The sequence below is a fragment of the Kribbella sp. NPDC058245 genome (genome assembly GCF_042882005.1).
In the GTDB taxonomy this organism is placed as follows: Bacteria; Actinomycetota; Actinomycetes; order Propionibacteriales; family Kribbellaceae; genus Kribbella.
The window spans coordinates 601974-615807 of sequence record NZ_JBHVWY010000001.1 but is presented as its reverse complement, the minus strand read 5'-3'; the positions used below and the strand labels follow the sequence as shown (position 1 = coordinate 615807).

The 13834-nt window shown below is 67.3% G+C and carries 15 protein-coding genes and 2 pseudogenes; 3 read left to right on the top strand and 14 right to left on the bottom strand.

Annotated features, from left to right (window positions below):
• Positions 1-8: 8 nt before the first annotated feature.
• Positions 9-452 carry a 50S ribosomal protein L13 gene (gene rplM, locus ACFVWG_RS03085; protein WP_391541438.1) on the bottom strand — a complete coding sequence of 148 codons (444 nt, stop codon included), beginning with the start codon at positions 450-452 and terminating at the stop codon, positions 9-11.
• Positions 453-739: 287 nt separating this feature from the next.
• On the opposite strand from rplM, the gene ACFVWG_RS03080 reads away from it, so the two are divergent.
• Positions 740-2026, top strand: coding sequence for a citrate synthase (locus ACFVWG_RS03080; RefSeq protein WP_391541437.1), 1287 nt, complete (start codon positions 740-742; stop codon positions 2024-2026).
• 105 nt (positions 2027-2131) lie between these two features.
• Here ACFVWG_RS03080 and ACFVWG_RS03075 read toward each other — a convergent pair whose 3' ends face one another.
• On the bottom strand, positions 2132-2560 hold the full coding sequence (locus ACFVWG_RS03075; protein WP_391541436.1) for a nuclear transport factor 2 family protein: 429 nt from the start codon (positions 2558-2560) through the stop codon (positions 2132-2134).
• A 119-nt stretch (positions 2561-2679) separates the two neighbouring features.
• On the opposite strand from ACFVWG_RS03075, the gene ACFVWG_RS03070 reads away from it, so the two are divergent.
• Complete coding sequence (locus tag ACFVWG_RS03070) at positions 2680-3228, top strand: TetR/AcrR family transcriptional regulator (RefSeq protein ID WP_391541435.1); 549 nt, start codon at positions 2680-2682, stop codon at positions 3226-3228.
• Positions 3225-4202, top strand: a complete 978-nt coding sequence (locus ACFVWG_RS03065) for a hypothetical protein (RefSeq protein WP_391541434.1) — start codon at positions 3225-3227, stop codon at positions 4200-4202. Before ACFVWG_RS03070 ends, ACFVWG_RS03065 begins: the two co-directional genes overlap by 4 nt.
• Here ACFVWG_RS03065 and ACFVWG_RS03060 read toward each other — a convergent pair.
• From ACFVWG_RS03060 to rpsM, 12 genes and pseudogenes are all read right to left on the bottom strand, one after another.
• Positions 4191-5927 carry a hypothetical protein gene (locus ACFVWG_RS03060; RefSeq protein WP_391541433.1) on the bottom strand — a complete coding sequence of 579 codons (1737 nt, stop codon included), beginning with the start codon at positions 5925-5927 and terminating at the stop codon, positions 4191-4193. The genes ACFVWG_RS03065 and ACFVWG_RS03060 overlap by 12 nt on opposite strands.
• Before the next feature lie 16 nt (positions 5928-5943).
• Positions 5944-7626: an ABC-F family ATP-binding cassette domain-containing protein gene (locus ACFVWG_RS03055; RefSeq protein WP_391541432.1), complete on the bottom strand. Its 1683-nt coding sequence runs from the start codon at positions 7624-7626 to the stop codon at positions 5944-5946.
• 48 nt (positions 7627-7674) lie between these two features.
• On the bottom strand, positions 7675-8451 hold the full coding sequence (locus ACFVWG_RS03050) for a hypothetical protein (RefSeq protein ID WP_391541431.1): 777 nt from the start codon (positions 8449-8451) through the stop codon (positions 7675-7677).
• Complete coding sequence (locus ACFVWG_RS03045; protein ID WP_391541430.1) at positions 8444-8980, bottom strand: SigE family RNA polymerase sigma factor; 537 nt, start codon at positions 8978-8980, stop codon at positions 8444-8446. The genes ACFVWG_RS03050 and ACFVWG_RS03045 overlap by 8 nt, the downstream gene beginning before the upstream one ends.
• A gap of 4 nt (positions 8981-8984) precedes the next feature.
• Positions 8985-9596 (bottom strand): class I SAM-dependent methyltransferase, encoded by a 612-nt coding sequence (locus ACFVWG_RS03040; protein ID WP_391541429.1) that lies wholly within the window; start codon positions 9594-9596, stop codon positions 8985-8987.
• Positions 9589-10401 carry a tRNA pseudouridine(38-40) synthase TruA gene (gene truA, locus ACFVWG_RS03035; protein WP_391541428.1) on the bottom strand — a complete coding sequence of 271 codons (813 nt, stop codon included), beginning with the start codon at positions 10399-10401 and terminating at the stop codon, positions 9589-9591. Before truA ends, ACFVWG_RS03040 begins: the two co-directional genes overlap by 8 nt.
• 67 nt (positions 10402-10468) lie before the next feature.
• A pseudogene (locus tag ACFVWG_RS03030) lies at positions 10469-10639 on the bottom strand (50S ribosomal protein L17); the annotation flags it as partial.
• Between the two features lie 168 nt (positions 10640-10807).
• Positions 10808-11146 (bottom strand): annotated as a pseudogene (gene rplQ, locus ACFVWG_RS03025) (50S ribosomal protein L17); the annotation flags it as partial.
• 46 nt (positions 11147-11192) lie between these two features.
• A complete protein-coding gene (locus ACFVWG_RS03020) occupies positions 11193-12218 on the bottom strand; it encodes a DNA-directed RNA polymerase subunit alpha (protein WP_132402598.1) in 1026 nt (341 codons plus the stop codon).
• 102 nt (positions 12219-12320) lie between these two features.
• Positions 12321-12929 carry a 30S ribosomal protein S4 gene (gene rpsD, locus ACFVWG_RS03015; protein ID WP_132402601.1) on the bottom strand — a complete coding sequence of 203 codons (609 nt, stop codon included), beginning with the start codon at positions 12927-12929 and terminating at the stop codon, positions 12321-12323.
• A gap of 25 nt (positions 12930-12954) precedes the next feature.
• Positions 12955-13362, bottom strand: coding sequence for a 30S ribosomal protein S11 (gene rpsK / locus ACFVWG_RS03010; protein WP_012923659.1), 408 nt, complete (start codon positions 13360-13362; stop codon positions 12955-12957).
• A gap of 38 nt (positions 13363-13400) precedes the next feature.
• Positions 13401-13772, bottom strand: a complete 372-nt coding sequence (rpsM, locus tag ACFVWG_RS03005; protein WP_391541427.1) for a 30S ribosomal protein S13 — start codon at positions 13770-13772, stop codon at positions 13401-13403.
• Positions 13773-13834 lie beyond the last annotated feature (62 nt).

Sequence of the window (13834 nt, the reverse complement as noted above, 5' to 3'; positions counted from 1 at the left end):
TCGATCGCTTACTGGGCGATCTGGGTGATCTCGAACGGCTTCGGCTGCTGGGCCGTGTGCGGGTGCTCCGGACCGGCGTAGACCTTCAGCTTGGTGAGCAGCTTCCGGCTGAGACGGTTCTTCGGGAGCATGCCCCAGACAGCCTTCTCGACGGCCTTGCGAGGGTCCTTGTCCAGGATCTCGCCGATCGGCGTGGCCGTCAGACCACCCGGGTGACCCGAGTGGCGGTAGGCCAGCTTGTCGGTGCGCTTCTTACCGGACAAGGAGACCTTGGAGGCGTTGATGACGACGACGAAGTCGCCGCCGTCGACGTGGGGAGCGTACGTCGGCTTGTGCTTGCCGCGCAGAAGAGTGGCGATCTGAACGGCGAGCCGACCGAGCGTCACATCGGTAGCGTCGATCACGTGCCACTCGCGAGTGACGTCCGCAGGCTTCGGGCTGTACGTGCGCACGGTCGTTGACCTTCGTTTCTCAGAGGTTGACAAATCAAGTACGTCGGCGAGCGGTCCGCCGACAGGATTGAACCTCTTCGGGACCTGAAACGCACAACAGCAGCCCAGAATACCGGCGTACGCCACCTGGGGTCAAAGTGAGACCTGACGGCTTGGGCACCCCGGCTTGGAAGGAGCTGCGGACCGCACTAGTTTAGCGGTGAAGATTGCAGTCCGAATCGCGTCCCGCCGGCTGATATACACCCTCACTCACCCGGGCGATGACGCCAGCTTCCGAAGAGGGCATCGTGACCGAACAGTCGCTCACCGTCCGGGACAACCGGACCGGCAAGGACTACGACCTTGCCATCACCGATGGCACCATCCGTGCCGCAGATCTCAAGCAGATCAGCGCAACCGACGGAGACGGTGGCCTGGCCACCTACGACCCCGGCTTCGTCAACACCGCCTCGACCCGGTCCGCCGTCACCTTCATCGACGGCGACAAGGGCATCCTGGAGTACCGGGGCTACCCGATCGAGCAGCTCGCCGAGCAGTCGAACTACCTCGAGGTGGCGTACCTGCTGGTGAACGGTGCACTGCCGAACAAGGCGGAGTACGAAGCCTGGGTGCACGACGTGACATATCACACCTTCGTGCACGAGAACCTGAAGACCTTCATGCAGGGCTTCCGGTACGACGCGCACCCGATGGGCATGCTGCTGGCCTCGGTCGGCGCGCTGTCCACGTTCTACCCGGAGTCGCGGGAGATCTTCGACGAGGAGTCCCGCGCGCTGCAGATCCGCCGGCTGATCGCCAAGATGCCGACGCTGGGCGCCTTCTCCTTCCGGCACGCGCAGGGCAAGCCGTACGTCTACCCGGACAACGAGCTCAGCTACGCGGCCAACTTCCTCTCGATGCTGTTCAAGATGAGCGAGCCCAAGTACGCCGCCGACGACCGGCTGGTGCGCGCGCTGGAGATCCTGTTCATCCTGCACGCCGACCACGAGCAGAACGCGTCCACCAACGCGGTCCGCGCGATCGGCTCCACCCAGGTCGACCCGTACTCCGCGGTCACCGGTGGCATCGCCGCCCTCTACGGCCCGCTGCACGGTGGCGCCAACGAGGCGGTGCTGAAGATGCTGCGCCGGATCGGCACCGTCGAGAACGTCGGTTCGTTCATCGAGGGCGTCAAGAACGGTGAAGAGCGGCTGATGGGCTTCGGCCACCGGGTCTACAAGAACTACGACCCGCGCGCCAAGATCATCAAGAAGGCCGCCGACGACGTCTTCGAGGTGACGGGGATCAACCCGCTGCTGAAGATCGCCGTCGAGCTGGAGAAGATCGCGCTGGAGGACGAGTACTTCGTCTCCCGCAAGCTCTACCCGAACGTCGACTTCTACTCCGGCCTGATCTACGAGGCCCTGCAGTTCCCGCCGGAGATGTTCACCGTGCTGTTCGCCATCCCGCGGACCTCGGGCTGGCTGGCGCAGTGGTCGGAGTCGCTCGGCGACACCGACCAGAAGATCGCGCGTCCGAAGCAGATCTACACCGGCTCCCGGGGCGTCCAGTACGTCCCGATGGGCGACCGCTGATCTAGTTCCACCACCTTCCCCGCCCCACCATCCCGGTCGGGCATTGGGAACGGCCCCGGTCCGGCTTCATCGCCAGGGACCGGGGCCGTTTCTGCGCTTCTGGAGCTACGACGCAGCGTCCGTGGCGCCCGGTTCCGCGAGCCGTTCCCGAACCTGCGCCATCGCCGCGTGGTCGACGTAGTCCCGCGACTCCACGATCTCCCCGTCCCGCACCCGCACCACGAACACACACGGCACGTGGAAGGTCTCCCCGGTCGCCGCGGCGGTTCCGGCGTACGCGAACTCCCCGACGATCACCTCGGGATCCGCGGTCTGGTGCACGACGATGTCCACCGCCTCGAACCGGACGGCGGGATCCGGCCCGCCGTCGCCGAAGTGCGCGCGCAGCTCCGCCCGGGACCGCAGCGGCCCGGGACGGGCGGGATGCATCGGATGCCGTACGTCGGTCTGTTCGGCGTACAGGTCCGGAAGTCCGGCGTACCGGCCGGCGGCGACGCCGTGGACCAACGTCCGGAAGACCTCTTCAGGAGTCATGGGCGCAGCCTAGAACCGGACCGGGTTCCGGAGAATCGACTTCGGTTACAACCAAACAGGTCCGGTGGAGCGTCTCTGTATCTGAGGCACGGGGGTTGCCATGAGGAGAGGGGTCTGGGGTGCGAGCTGACGCGAGGGACAATCGGGCGCGAATTCTGACGGCGGCTGACGAGGTGTTCGGGCAGTCGCCGAACGCTTCGACGGATGCGGTCGCCAAGCTGGCGGGAGTCGGGATCGCGACCGTTTTCCGGCACTTCCCGACCAAGACGGACCTGCTGGAGGCAGTGCTCACCCAGCGGCTGGAGCGGTTGCGGAACCAGGCTCTGACCCTGGCGTCCGGCGAGAACGCCGGGCGGGCCTTCTACGCGTTCTTCAGCCAGGTGGTGGCGGAGTCCGCGGTCAAGCTCGCGATCGGCGAGGCACTGACCACTGCTGGGATCGCAGCCGGCGACGACGCTCGTAAGGCGGCCGCCGGACTGCGGGAGGCGTTCGGCTCCCTGCTGGCCGAGGCACAGCGCGTCGGCGCGGTACGGCGTGACGCCGGCCTGCCGGAGGTCTACGCGCTACTGATCGGCGCGTCCCGGGGCGCGACTGCCCGGAACCTCGACCCCGAGGTCCGGACTCGGATGCTGGGCCTCGTGTACGCCGGTCTGCGCCCTGCTGCGTGAGACGTCGGCGCAGGGTTGTCCTGCTGGTCCTCCTGGTCTTCGCACTACTCGTCCCGGTACCGCTAGGCGCCTACGCCCTCTCGCTCCGCATCCAGTACGACGGTGAGCCGTCAGCCCGCACGCGGAACCACGACGCGTTCTGGCTCGGCCATGCCTGGGTCGACGGCCGCAAGACGCAGGCCGATGTCACCGCACTGGCCAAACAACTGCAGGGCACCGGCATCCGCGACCTGTACGTGCACACCGGTCCCCTCGAGCACGACGGCACACTGGCGCTGGCCAAGGTGTCGCCACGCGCCCAGTGGTTCACGACCGCGATGCGGGCGGCAGCACCCGACGTACGGGTGCAGGCTTGGCTTGGCGACGTCGTACAGCCGGGGAAGAACCCGGGCATGAACCTTGAGGATGCGGCTGTGCGCAAGCAGGTGGTCGCATCCGCGAAAGCCGTGCTGGCACAGGGGTTTCAGGGCATCCACTACGACTTCGAGCCGGTACGGTCCGGGTCACGCGGCTACCTCGCCGTACTGGATGAGACGCGTGCTCTGGGTGCACCGCTGTCTGTAGCGGCTCACCAGATCGATCCGCTCTGGCAACTGCACCGGATCCCGATCGACAAGTGGTGGTCGCAGGACTACTTCCGTCAGGTCGCCGAACGGGTCAACCAGATCGCAGTGATGTCCTACGACACCGCCATGCCGCTGGAGTCCTTGTACGGCGGCTATGTCGCCAAGCAGACCAAGCTGGCGCTAGAGGTCACCCCACCGGGCACGGACCTCCTGATGGGCCTTCCTGCCTACTGGGAAAGCAATCCGTCGCACTGGGGACATGCAGAGACCGTCGCAGCAGCAGTCCGCGGTGCTCGGCTCGGACTGGCCGATTCACCCCGCCAGAACTTCGGACTGGCTCTGTACGTCGACTTCACCGCCACCGACGAGCACTGGGCCGCATACCGCGCTGGCTGGCTAGGTCAGTAGCAGCACTGCCACACACACGACCACCAGCACGGCGTCGACCACCGCGAGCGGCGAGAGCCTCCTGCTGGCGAGTCCGGGCTCGGACCGCTGCCGCAAGGCCTGAAACACGCCAGCCACCTGCTGCACCTGGTCAGTGGCAACACCACCGACGACGACCCACTCATCGGCGGCCGTTTCCAGATCCAGCCGGTCCTTGGTCACGTCGATCGACCGGACCGACCGCCACGGTGTACTGCGTTCGAACCACCCGCTGCGCACCCGTACCTCGGACGGCGTGGCGATGACCCGGTAGAACACCTGGCTGCCCGCGAAGTGCACCAGATTGACGCCCAGCACAGCCGCCGTGACGCCGGGCACCTTGTCGTCCAGCAACAGCGGCAGCACCCACGCAGCAACCGGCGTCAGCACCAGCGCCGCGACCCACGCAGGCCGTTCCCACCACTGCTCAGGCTGCAGCGGAACCGTCCACGGCAACCCCGGCAGGTCCTGAGCCGCCTCGATCTCTTCAGGCTCGTCAGAGGTGTCCTCGTCGTCGTCGTCCCAGCTGTCGGCCAGTCCTTCGAACGACTCGCTGCGCAGCCCCCGACGCGGCGCCCGGAACGGACTCGCCGGCCGCATCACCTGCTCCGTGAGCACGATCGTCGGCCAACTGCCGTCTGCAAGGTCTCCGACCAGCAGTGCCTCGCTCCGGTACCTCTGGAGCGTCCGCTCCCACTCGCGCCGGAGCCGGCCGGGTGCTTCGTCCTCCTCCTCGTCCAGCGCGTCGAACGCCTCGGACAGCTCCGCATCACGGTCGTCGTCGTCCAGTTCGAGGCCGAGAAACCCCAGCAGTACATCGCCGTCGGCCGACAGCACCGCAAAGGTTCCCGAGGCGTCCGGCTCGATCCGAACCGGCAACCCCTGCCCGGTCCACAGGCGGCGCGGTCGAGCCCTCCGGAGCTGCAGGTCGCGCACAACGAGCAGGAGCGCCAGCACCCAGGCACTGCCCGCGGCGGTGGACCAGGGGGTGTTGTCGGCCAGTTCGGCACGCGCCCGGATCCAGCCGGTATCCGCGGGGTCAACGAGGACTGGGATCTCCGCACCGATGGCGTAGTCGTCGGACATGGTGACCGTGCGCTTGCTGCCGTCCGGCAACTGGAGGACCAGGTCCCCGTCCTTGGTCTGGCTCTCGACGACCGCGGTCTGCGCGACAGCACGCCGTACATGCACGTCCTCGCGGTGGTCCTGCCAACGCATCACGAACAGCGCAGCGACACCGACCACGATCAGTACGCCGGCCGCCAGCAGCCTGATGGACAGGCCGACCCGCTCTGCCGCCGGAATGCTCACCTGGCGCCGCGGCAGCCCCGAAACCAGGCTGCGTTGCCGCACGCGACTGACGACGAGCCAGCCGAACATTAGGGCGCAGAGAATGGCGTAGACCGTCCAGGCGGTCTGTGCGCCCGCAGCGTCAGCCAGCTCGTGGTCGCAGACGGCGAACAGCATGCCTGCAGCTGCAGCCAGGATCGGCTGCCACCACCACAGGAGGAGCGACGCGATGCAGAGAATCATCGCCAGTGAGAACGCCTGGTCCGGTCCACACACTGTGGGGTCCGTGACGGAGCAGCGGCCGGTGGCAACCGCCGACGCCACCACCGCGCCGAGCCAGCCCACCGGCATCAGCCACCGGTAGATCCAGCTCGGCACAACTGCACGGACCCACTGGGCGGCGAGCTCGCCTGTCATCCCAAGACTGTAAGGCTCAGCGAGCCCGCTGCACACGACCTTCATCCCAGACCGGCTCGTCGGACTCGTAGACGGTGCCATCGGCACCGAAGACGAGGTGACGGTCGAAGCCGCGGGCGAACCAGCGGTCGTGGGTGACGGCCAGCACCGTGCCGTCGAAGGAGTCCAGGCCCTCTTCGAGAGCCTCGGCGGATTCGACGTCCAGGTTGTCGGTGGGCTCGTCGAGCAGCAGCAGGGTCGCTCCGGACAGCTCCAGCAGGAGGATCTGGAAACGCGCCTGCTGACCGCCGGAGAGGCTGTCGAAGGTCTGCTCGGCGGCGTGCGCCAGCTCGTAGCGGTCCAGCTTGCGAGAGGCCAACTCACGCCCCATGCCGTCCCGGTGGTCATCACCGCGGTGCAGGATCTCCAGCAGCGTCTTGCCGACCAGCTCCGGGTGCTCGTGGGTCTGGGCGAACCACCCCGGCCGCACGCGCGCACCGAGCTTCACCACACCGGAGTGCGCGACCGGAGCGATCGGGACCTCACCGATCGGCTGGTGCTCGATGTCCGGGTCGGTGCCGCCATTCGCCAGCAGGCGAAGGAAGTGCGACTTCCCCGAGCCGTTGGACCCCAGTACCGCGACACGTTCGCCGTACCAGACCTCTACGTCGAAGGGCTTCATCAGACCGGTCAGCTCGAGCCCGGTGGCCACCACTGCCCGCTTGCCGGTGCGGCCGCCGGTCAGGCGCATGCTGACCTTCTGCTCGCGCGGCAGCTCCTGCGGCGGGCCGATCTCCTCGAACTTGCGCAGCCGGGTCTGGGCGGCCTTGTAGCGCGAAGCGAGGCCGTCGTTGTACGCCGCCTTCGTCTTGTACATCAGCACCAGAGCCTTGAGCTTCGCGTGCTCCTCGTCCCAGCGCCGGCGCAACTCCTCGAACCGCTCGAAGCGATGCTGCCGGGCCTCGTGGTACGTGCGGAAACCACCGCCATGCGTCCACGCGGTGTTGCCGGCCGCACCGAGCTCGACAGTGATGATCCGGGTCGCAGTGTTGGCCAGCAGCTCACGGTCGTGGCTGATGTAGAGCACCGTCTTGTCGCTGCTGCGCAGCTGCTCCTCGAGCCAGCGCTTCGCCGGTACGTCGAGGTAGTTGTCCGGCTCGTCCAGCATCAGCACCTGGTCCGGGCCGCGCAGCAGAGCCTCGAGCACCAGGCGTTTCTGCTCACCACCCGACAGCGTCTTCACCTCACGCCAGCGGCAGTTGTCGAACGGCACTCCGAGCGCAGCCATCGTGCAGACGTCCCAGAGCACCTCAGCGTCGTAGCCGCCGACCTCACCCCAGTCCGACACCGCTTGGGCGTACTTCAGCTGGGTCTTCTCGTCCTCAGCCTCCATCATCGCCAGCTCGGCCTTCTCCAGCGTCTCGGCCGCCTGCTGGATCGCCTGCGGGGCGACGCCGAGCAGCAGGTCCCGCACGGTGGACGAGTCCCGGACCGAGCCGACGAACTGCCGCATCACTCCGAGACCGCCAGAGCGGGCGACACTCCCGCTGTGCGGCTTCAGGTCGCCCGCGATGATCTTGGTCAGCGTGGTCTTGCCCGAACCGTTCGCTCCGACCAGTGCGACCTTCGCACCGTCCCCCACCCGGAACGTGACGTCGTCCAGCAGCACCCGCCCGTCAGGCAGCTCGAACCCGATGCCGGCGACTTCTACGTGACCCATTCCCCCAGTCTGACCGGCGGACCCGTCAGCAGGCGAACGGATATCGCGTCACCAGCCCTTGAGGGCATCCAGGTACGTGCTGCCGGCCGGACGGACCGGACCGGTCATGAACAGCTTCAGGGGTGCCGCGAACAGGCCGTAGGTGTGCGATCCGGTGAAGAAGCCCGGTGTATTGCAGCCGGTGTACTCCACCCAGATCTCCCGGATGCCGGCCGCCGTACTGAACCGCAGCACGATCGCCTCACTCGGCTGCGCAGTCTGCGGTGCGCACTTGAACACCGGCAGCGCGGAGTTCATCTCGGGGAGGACCTTGATCGCGTCGACCACCTGCTGTGCGACCGCCGGGCTGAACTGCTGCTGGCCGAGCAGTGCGCTGCCCTTGAGGTCATACCGGCAAGCCAGCAGACCGGACACCGGCGTACTGACATCCAGGCCAGTCCCAGCCGGTACGGCGTTCGTCGCCGGTGCCTTGAGGATCGGGTGGGCCGCGGGACAGCCCGTGGGCGCCAACGGCGGCTGGGTCGCGATGCCCTCCGGAGTCCGCACCGCACCAATGCTCTTGTCGTCCTGGCTGTCTCCGGCACTCGATGCGGTCTCGGAGTTCGAGCCCGACGAGCCAGGCAGCAGATTCCAGACGCCTCCGATCGCTACGACGACCAGCACTGCGGCAGCACCGGACATCACAGCCTGCCTGCGGCGCCGAACGCGCCGACGGGCCTCAGCCACCAGGCCAAGCGCACGTGGACTCTCGGTCGAGTCCGCGTGGTTCTGGAACGCCGAAGTGAACTTGGGGCCGAGCTCCTGCTCAGGATCGTGCTCAGGCATTCTCGGCTCCTCCCTTGCTCAGTGTGGTCTTCAGTGCGGCCAGTGCGCGGTGCACATGCGATCTGGCCGTCGCCTCCGCGCAGTGCAGCAGCACACCGATCTCGGCGTACGAAAGCTCTTCGTAGAAGCGCAGTACGACGGCTGCGCGCTGTTTGTCCGGCAGCGTCGAGCACAACGCCCAGACGGCCTCGGACTCCGCTCTGGCCGCAGTACCGTCCGGTGCGGCGGGCGCCGTACGGACGGGGTCCTCGACCGGTGCCTCGCGGCGACGGAAGCGCCGCCACCAGGAGATGTGTGCGTTCACCACCATCCGCTTCACGTAGGCCTCCGGGTCGTCAGCCTTGCTGACCCGGGCCCAGCGGGCACAGGCGGTCGTCAGGGCGTCCTGGACGGCGTCCTCGGCCAGCGCCTTGTCCCCGGTGAGGACGTAGGCGAAGCGCAGCAGAGCATCGGCCTTCTGAGTGACCCACTGCTCGAAGTCGATCGACTCCGACGACGGTGCCGCTGCTGCCGCCAAGGCTGCCTCCATACCCTCAGGACGGCGCCGGACCCGCGTTCGTTGCACGCAGTACCCGGAACCCCTTGGCACTGCCGACCCGCTCACAGGGATACCCCTGCTCGGTCATCCAGCGCTGCAGCGAGTCGCCGCCGAGGTTCTTGCCGACCACGAACCATGCCACGCCGCCGGGCGCAAGGCGAGCAAGCCAACGCAACAACATCTTGTGCAGCTCGGGCTTGCCGATGTGGATCGCCGGGTTCGACCAGATCTGGTCGAAGAGCAGACCCTCCGGTACGTCGTCCGGCAGCGCCGGGTGCACTCGGTCTGCAACCCCTGCGGTCTTGGCGTTCTCCGCGGTCAGCTCCAGGGCCCTGGTGTTCACATCGACGGCCCAAACCACTGCACTCGACTCAACCGCCAGTGCACACGCGATCGGGCCGTAGCCGGTCCCCAGGTCGAGGAACGTCCCCGAGCCGGTCGGTGCGTCCACCTCGCGCAGCAGGATCGACGTACCGATGTCCAGGCGGTCCCGGGAGAACACACCGCTCGCCGTGGTGAACGAGTACTCCCGCCCCCAGATCCGGCCCGTGACAGTACGGCGTACGTCGGCGGAACCGGGCTCCGCCGCGAAGTAGTGGTCAGCCACGCTGGTGTACCTCTCCCCTGACGTGCCTGGCCTCCAGGGCCCGGGCAGCCAGCTCGTTGTCCGCCGGATACCGCACTTCTTCCAAGGTGAGCCCGTGAGCAGGAACCACCGCCACCGCCGAGTCTCGGACGCCAGCTGAGAGCACTGCGCCCGGCCAGTCGACCTCACGGCGACCGTCACCCACGGGAAGCATCGACCCCACCAGCGCCCGCACCATCGAGTGACAGAAGGCATCTGCAATCACAGTGCCCTCCAACAGCCCAGGGGCCGTGCGCTGCCACGAGAAGTCCAGCAGGGCTCGCACTGTGCTGGCTCCCTCCCGCTTCTTGCAGAACGCCGCGAAGTCGTGCTCTCCCAACAGCTGAGCCGCGGCCGCGTTCATGCGCTCCACGTCCAGCGGACGAGGCACCCGCAGTACATGCCCGCGGGTCAGCGGATCCCACGCGGCCGCCTCGTCGCACAACCGGTAGACATACCGGCGGGCGAGAGCGGAGAACCGCGCGTCAAATCCCTCTGGAGCCGCCGTCACGCCCGTAACAACCACATCTGCGGGCAGGACGCCGTTCAGCGCTCTCAAGAGCCTGTGCGGCTCTACAGCGGCTTCCAGGTCGAAGTGCGTGACCTGCCCACGAGCATGTACGCCGGTGTCTGTCCGGCCGGCGCACGTCACGGCCAGCCGCTCGGGCAACCGCAGCACGGTCTGGAGCGCGTCCTCCAACGAGCCCTGCACGGTCCGGAGACCATCCTGACGAGCCCAGCCATGAAAGGCCGTCCCGTCGTACCTGAGGTCAATCCGCCAACGCACACGTCAATCTAACGCAACAGCGCCCCCACACCCTGAAGTGTGGGGGCGCTGTCAGAACAGCTGAGACTTACTTGTCGTCGTCGGTCTCGCCGGCCTTGGCGAAGCCCGCGGCGGCGGCGTCCTCTTCGGTCTTGAACCAGACCTCGGCGACCGTCTGGTCGTACCAGGGCGACTCGGTGGTGTGGTACTTCATCGAGTTCTCGTTGCCCTTGATGGTGTAGCCCTCCGGCGCCGAGTCGTCGGCCAGCGGAGCCGCCGAGTTCTCGAACTTGCCGGCGACGACGTCCTGGACCTTCTCGTCCTGGACCTCGGCGACCGGGGCCTCTTCCGCCTTCGGAGCCGCGGCCTTCTTGGCCGGAGCCTTCTTCGCGGTCTTCTTGGCGTCGCTCAGTGCCTCGACCAGCTCGATCTTCACCATCGGCGCGTTGTCACCCTTGCGCGGGCCGAGCTTGATGATGCGGGTGTAACCACCCGGACGGTCGGCGTAGCGCTCGCCGATCTCGGTGAAGAGCACGTGCACGACGCTCTTGTCCCGGATCCGCTTCATCACCTGGCGGCGCGAGTTCAGGTCGCCGCGCTTGGCCTTGGTGATCATCGACTCGGCCAGCGGCTGCAGGCGCTTGGCCTTGGCCGCGGTGGTGGTGATGGCGCCGTGCTCGAACAGCGACGTCGCGAGGTTGCTGAGGATCAGCTTCTCGTGCGCCGGGCTGCCGCCCAGCCGGGCACCCTTGGTGGGGGTAGGCATCTCTTACTCCAGAAGGATTCAGGCCGAAGATGGCCCGGGGTGGGTGTCAGTACTGCTCGGTCTCGGCGAAGCTCTCGTCGTCGTCCTCGGACTCCGTGCCGTAGGCCTCGGCGGCCGCACGCAGGTCGAAGCCGGGAGGCGAGTCCTTCAGCGACAGGCCCATCTCGGCCAGCTTCAGCTTGACCTCGTCGATCGACTTGGAGCCGAAGTTGCGGATGTCCAGCAGGTCCTGCTCGCTGCGCGAGATCAGTTCACCCACGGTGTGGATGCCCTCACGTTTGAGGCAGTTGTACGACCGGACGGTCAGCTGCAGGTCCTCGACCGGCAGGGCCAGGTCGGCGGCCATCTGCTCGTCCACCGGCGACGGGCCGATGTCGATGCCCTCGGCCTCGACGTTCAGCTCGCGGGCCAGGCCGAACAGCTCGACCAGCGTCTTACCGGCCGACGCGACGGCGTCGCGGGGCAGCATCGACGGCTTGGTCTCGACGTCGACCACGAGGCGGTCGAAGTCGGTGCGCTGCTCGACACGGGTCGCCTCGACCTTGTAGGTGACCTTGAGGACCGGGGAGTAGATCGAGTCGACCGGCATCCGGCCGATCTCGGCGTCCGCGGACTTGTTCTGGATCGCGGACACGTAACCGCGGCCGCGCTCCACGACCAGCTCCATCTCGAGCCGGCCCTTCTCGTTCAGGGTGGCGATCTTCAGGTCCGGGTTGTGCACCTCGACACCGGCCGGCGGCGCGATGTCCGCGGCGGTGACGTCACCGGGGCCCTGCTTGCGCAGGTACATGGTGACCGGCTCGTCGTGCTCGGAGGAGACGACCAGGTCCTTGAGGTTCAGGATCAGCTGGGTGGCGTCTTCCTTCACCCCGGCGACGGTCGAGAACTCGTGCAGGACACCGTCGACCTTGATGCTGGTGACGGCCGCGCCCGGGATGGACGACAGCAGGGTCCGGCGGATCGAGTTACCGAGGGTGTAGCCGAAACCCGGCTCCAACGGCTCGATGACGAACCGCGAACGGTGCTCGTCGACGACCTCTTCGGTCAGGGTGGGACGCTGTGCGATAAGCAACTTCGTGTTCCTTCACTGTTTCGCGACGACCACTATTTGAGGCCGCGAGTGGCTGAAGAACACCGATCCGGCCGGCGGCCGAAGCCACCGGCCGGAACCGGGTCAGTTCTTCGAGTAGAGCTCGACGATCAGGTGCTCGGAGACCTGGGTGTCGATCTGCTGCCGGGTCGGCAGCTGGTGGACGAGGATGCGCAGACGCTCCGGCATGACCTCGAGCCAGGCCGGGACCACACGCTCGGCGTGCGTCTCCCGGGCGATGATGAACGGCGTCGTCTCGACCGACTTCGCCTTGACATCGATGATGTCGTGGGCGGAGACCCGGTACGACGGGATGTTCACCTTGATGCCGTTCACCGTGAAGTGTCCGTGCGTCACGAGCTGACGGGCCTGCCGACGCGTCCGGGCCAGGCCCGAGCGGTAGACCACGTTGTCGAGGCGGGACTCCAGGATGATCAGCAGGTTGTCACCGGTCTTGCCGGAGCGCCGCGAGGCCTCCTCGTAGTACCGGCGGAACTGCTTCTCCAGAACGCCGTACGAGAAGCGGGCCTTCTGCTTCTCGCGCAGCTGGAGCAGGTACTCGCTCTCCTTCGGACGGCCGCGGCCGTGCATACCCGGGGGGTACGGACGACGCTCGAACGCCTTGTCGCCACCGACGAGGTCGACCCCGAGACGGCGCGACTTCTTGGTCATGGGTCCGGTGTAACGGGCCATTGTTAGTTACCTGCCTCTCTCTGGGTCAGACCCGGCGCCGCTTGGGAGGGCGGCAGCCGTTGTGAGCGGTCGGGGTGACGTCCTGGATGGTGCCGACCTCGAGGCCGACGGCACCCAGCGAACGGATCGCGGTCTCACGGCCGGAGCCGGGACCCTTCACGAACACGTCGATCTTGCGCATGCCGTGCTCCATCGCGCGGCGTCCGGCAGCCTCGGCGGCCATCTGCGCGGCGAACGGGGTGGACTTGCGCGAACCCTTGAAGCCGACGGTTCCCGCGGAGGCCCACGAGATGACCGCGCCGGTCGGGTCGGTGATCGTCACGATCGTGTTGTTGAACGTGCTCTTGATGTGCGCGTGGCCGGCGGCCACGTTCTTCTTCTCCTTGCGGCGCACCTTCTTCGCGCCGGCCGCGGTGCGGCTCTTGGGAGGCATAAGTCAGATACTCCTGGCAAAATCGAGGGTCATCCGGGTCACTTCTTCTTCTTGCCGGCGATTGCCTTCTTGCGACCCTTGCGGGTGCGGGCATTCGTCTTGGTGCGCTGACCGCGCACCGGCAGACCGCTGCGGTGCCGGCGGCCCTGGTACGACCCGATCTCGATCTTGCGGCGGATGTCCGCGGTGACCTCACGGCGGAGGTCACCTTCGATCTGGTAGTTGCCTTCGATCCAGTCGCGAAGCTTGACCAGCTCGTCGTCGCCCAGCTCGTGGACGCGCTTGTCACCGGAGATCCCGGTGGCTTCGAGCGTCTTGAGGGCGCGGGTGCGGCCTACTCCGAAGATGTAGGTGAGTGCGACCTCGATGCGCTTGTCGCGCGGCAGGTCGACTCCTACGAGGCGTGCCATGTGGCGGTGATCCTTTCGTCGGCAGAGGTGTGGTGGCGCGCTGCGTCCTTGCCCGCCTCGGT

Excerpts from the sequence above, each read along its gene's own strand:
- rpsK (WP_012923659.1), bottom strand. The coding sequence starts at position 13,362 with ATGCCTCCCAAGAGCCGCACCGCGGCCGGCGCGAAGAAGGTGCGCCGC.
- ACFVWG_RS03050 (WP_391541431.1), bottom strand. The coding sequence starts at position 8,451 with ATGCCTGAGCACGATCCTGAGCAGGAGCTCGGCCCCAAGTTCACTTCG.
- rpsM (WP_391541427.1), bottom strand. The coding sequence starts at position 13,772 with ATGGCACGCCTCGTAGGAGTCGACCTGCCGCGCGACAAGCGCATCGAG.
- rpsD (WP_132402601.1), bottom strand. The coding sequence starts at position 12,929 with ATGGCCCGTTACACCGGACCCATGACCAAGAAGTCGCGCCGTCTCGGG.
- ACFVWG_RS03075 (WP_391541436.1), bottom strand. The coding sequence starts at position 2,560 with ATGACTCCTGAAGAGGTCTTCCGGACGTTGGTCCACGGCGTCGCCGCC.
- ACFVWG_RS03055 (WP_391541432.1), bottom strand. The coding sequence starts at position 7,626 with ATGGGTCACGTAGAAGTCGCCGGCATCGGGTTCGAGCTGCCTGACGGG.
- ACFVWG_RS03045 (WP_391541430.1), bottom strand. The coding sequence starts at position 8,980 with ATGGAGGCAGCCTTGGCGGCAGCAGCGGCACCGTCGTCGGAGTCGATC.
- ACFVWG_RS03060 (WP_391541433.1), bottom strand. The coding sequence starts at position 5,927 with ATGACAGGCGAGCTCGCCGCCCAGTGGGTCCGTGCAGTTGTGCCGAGC.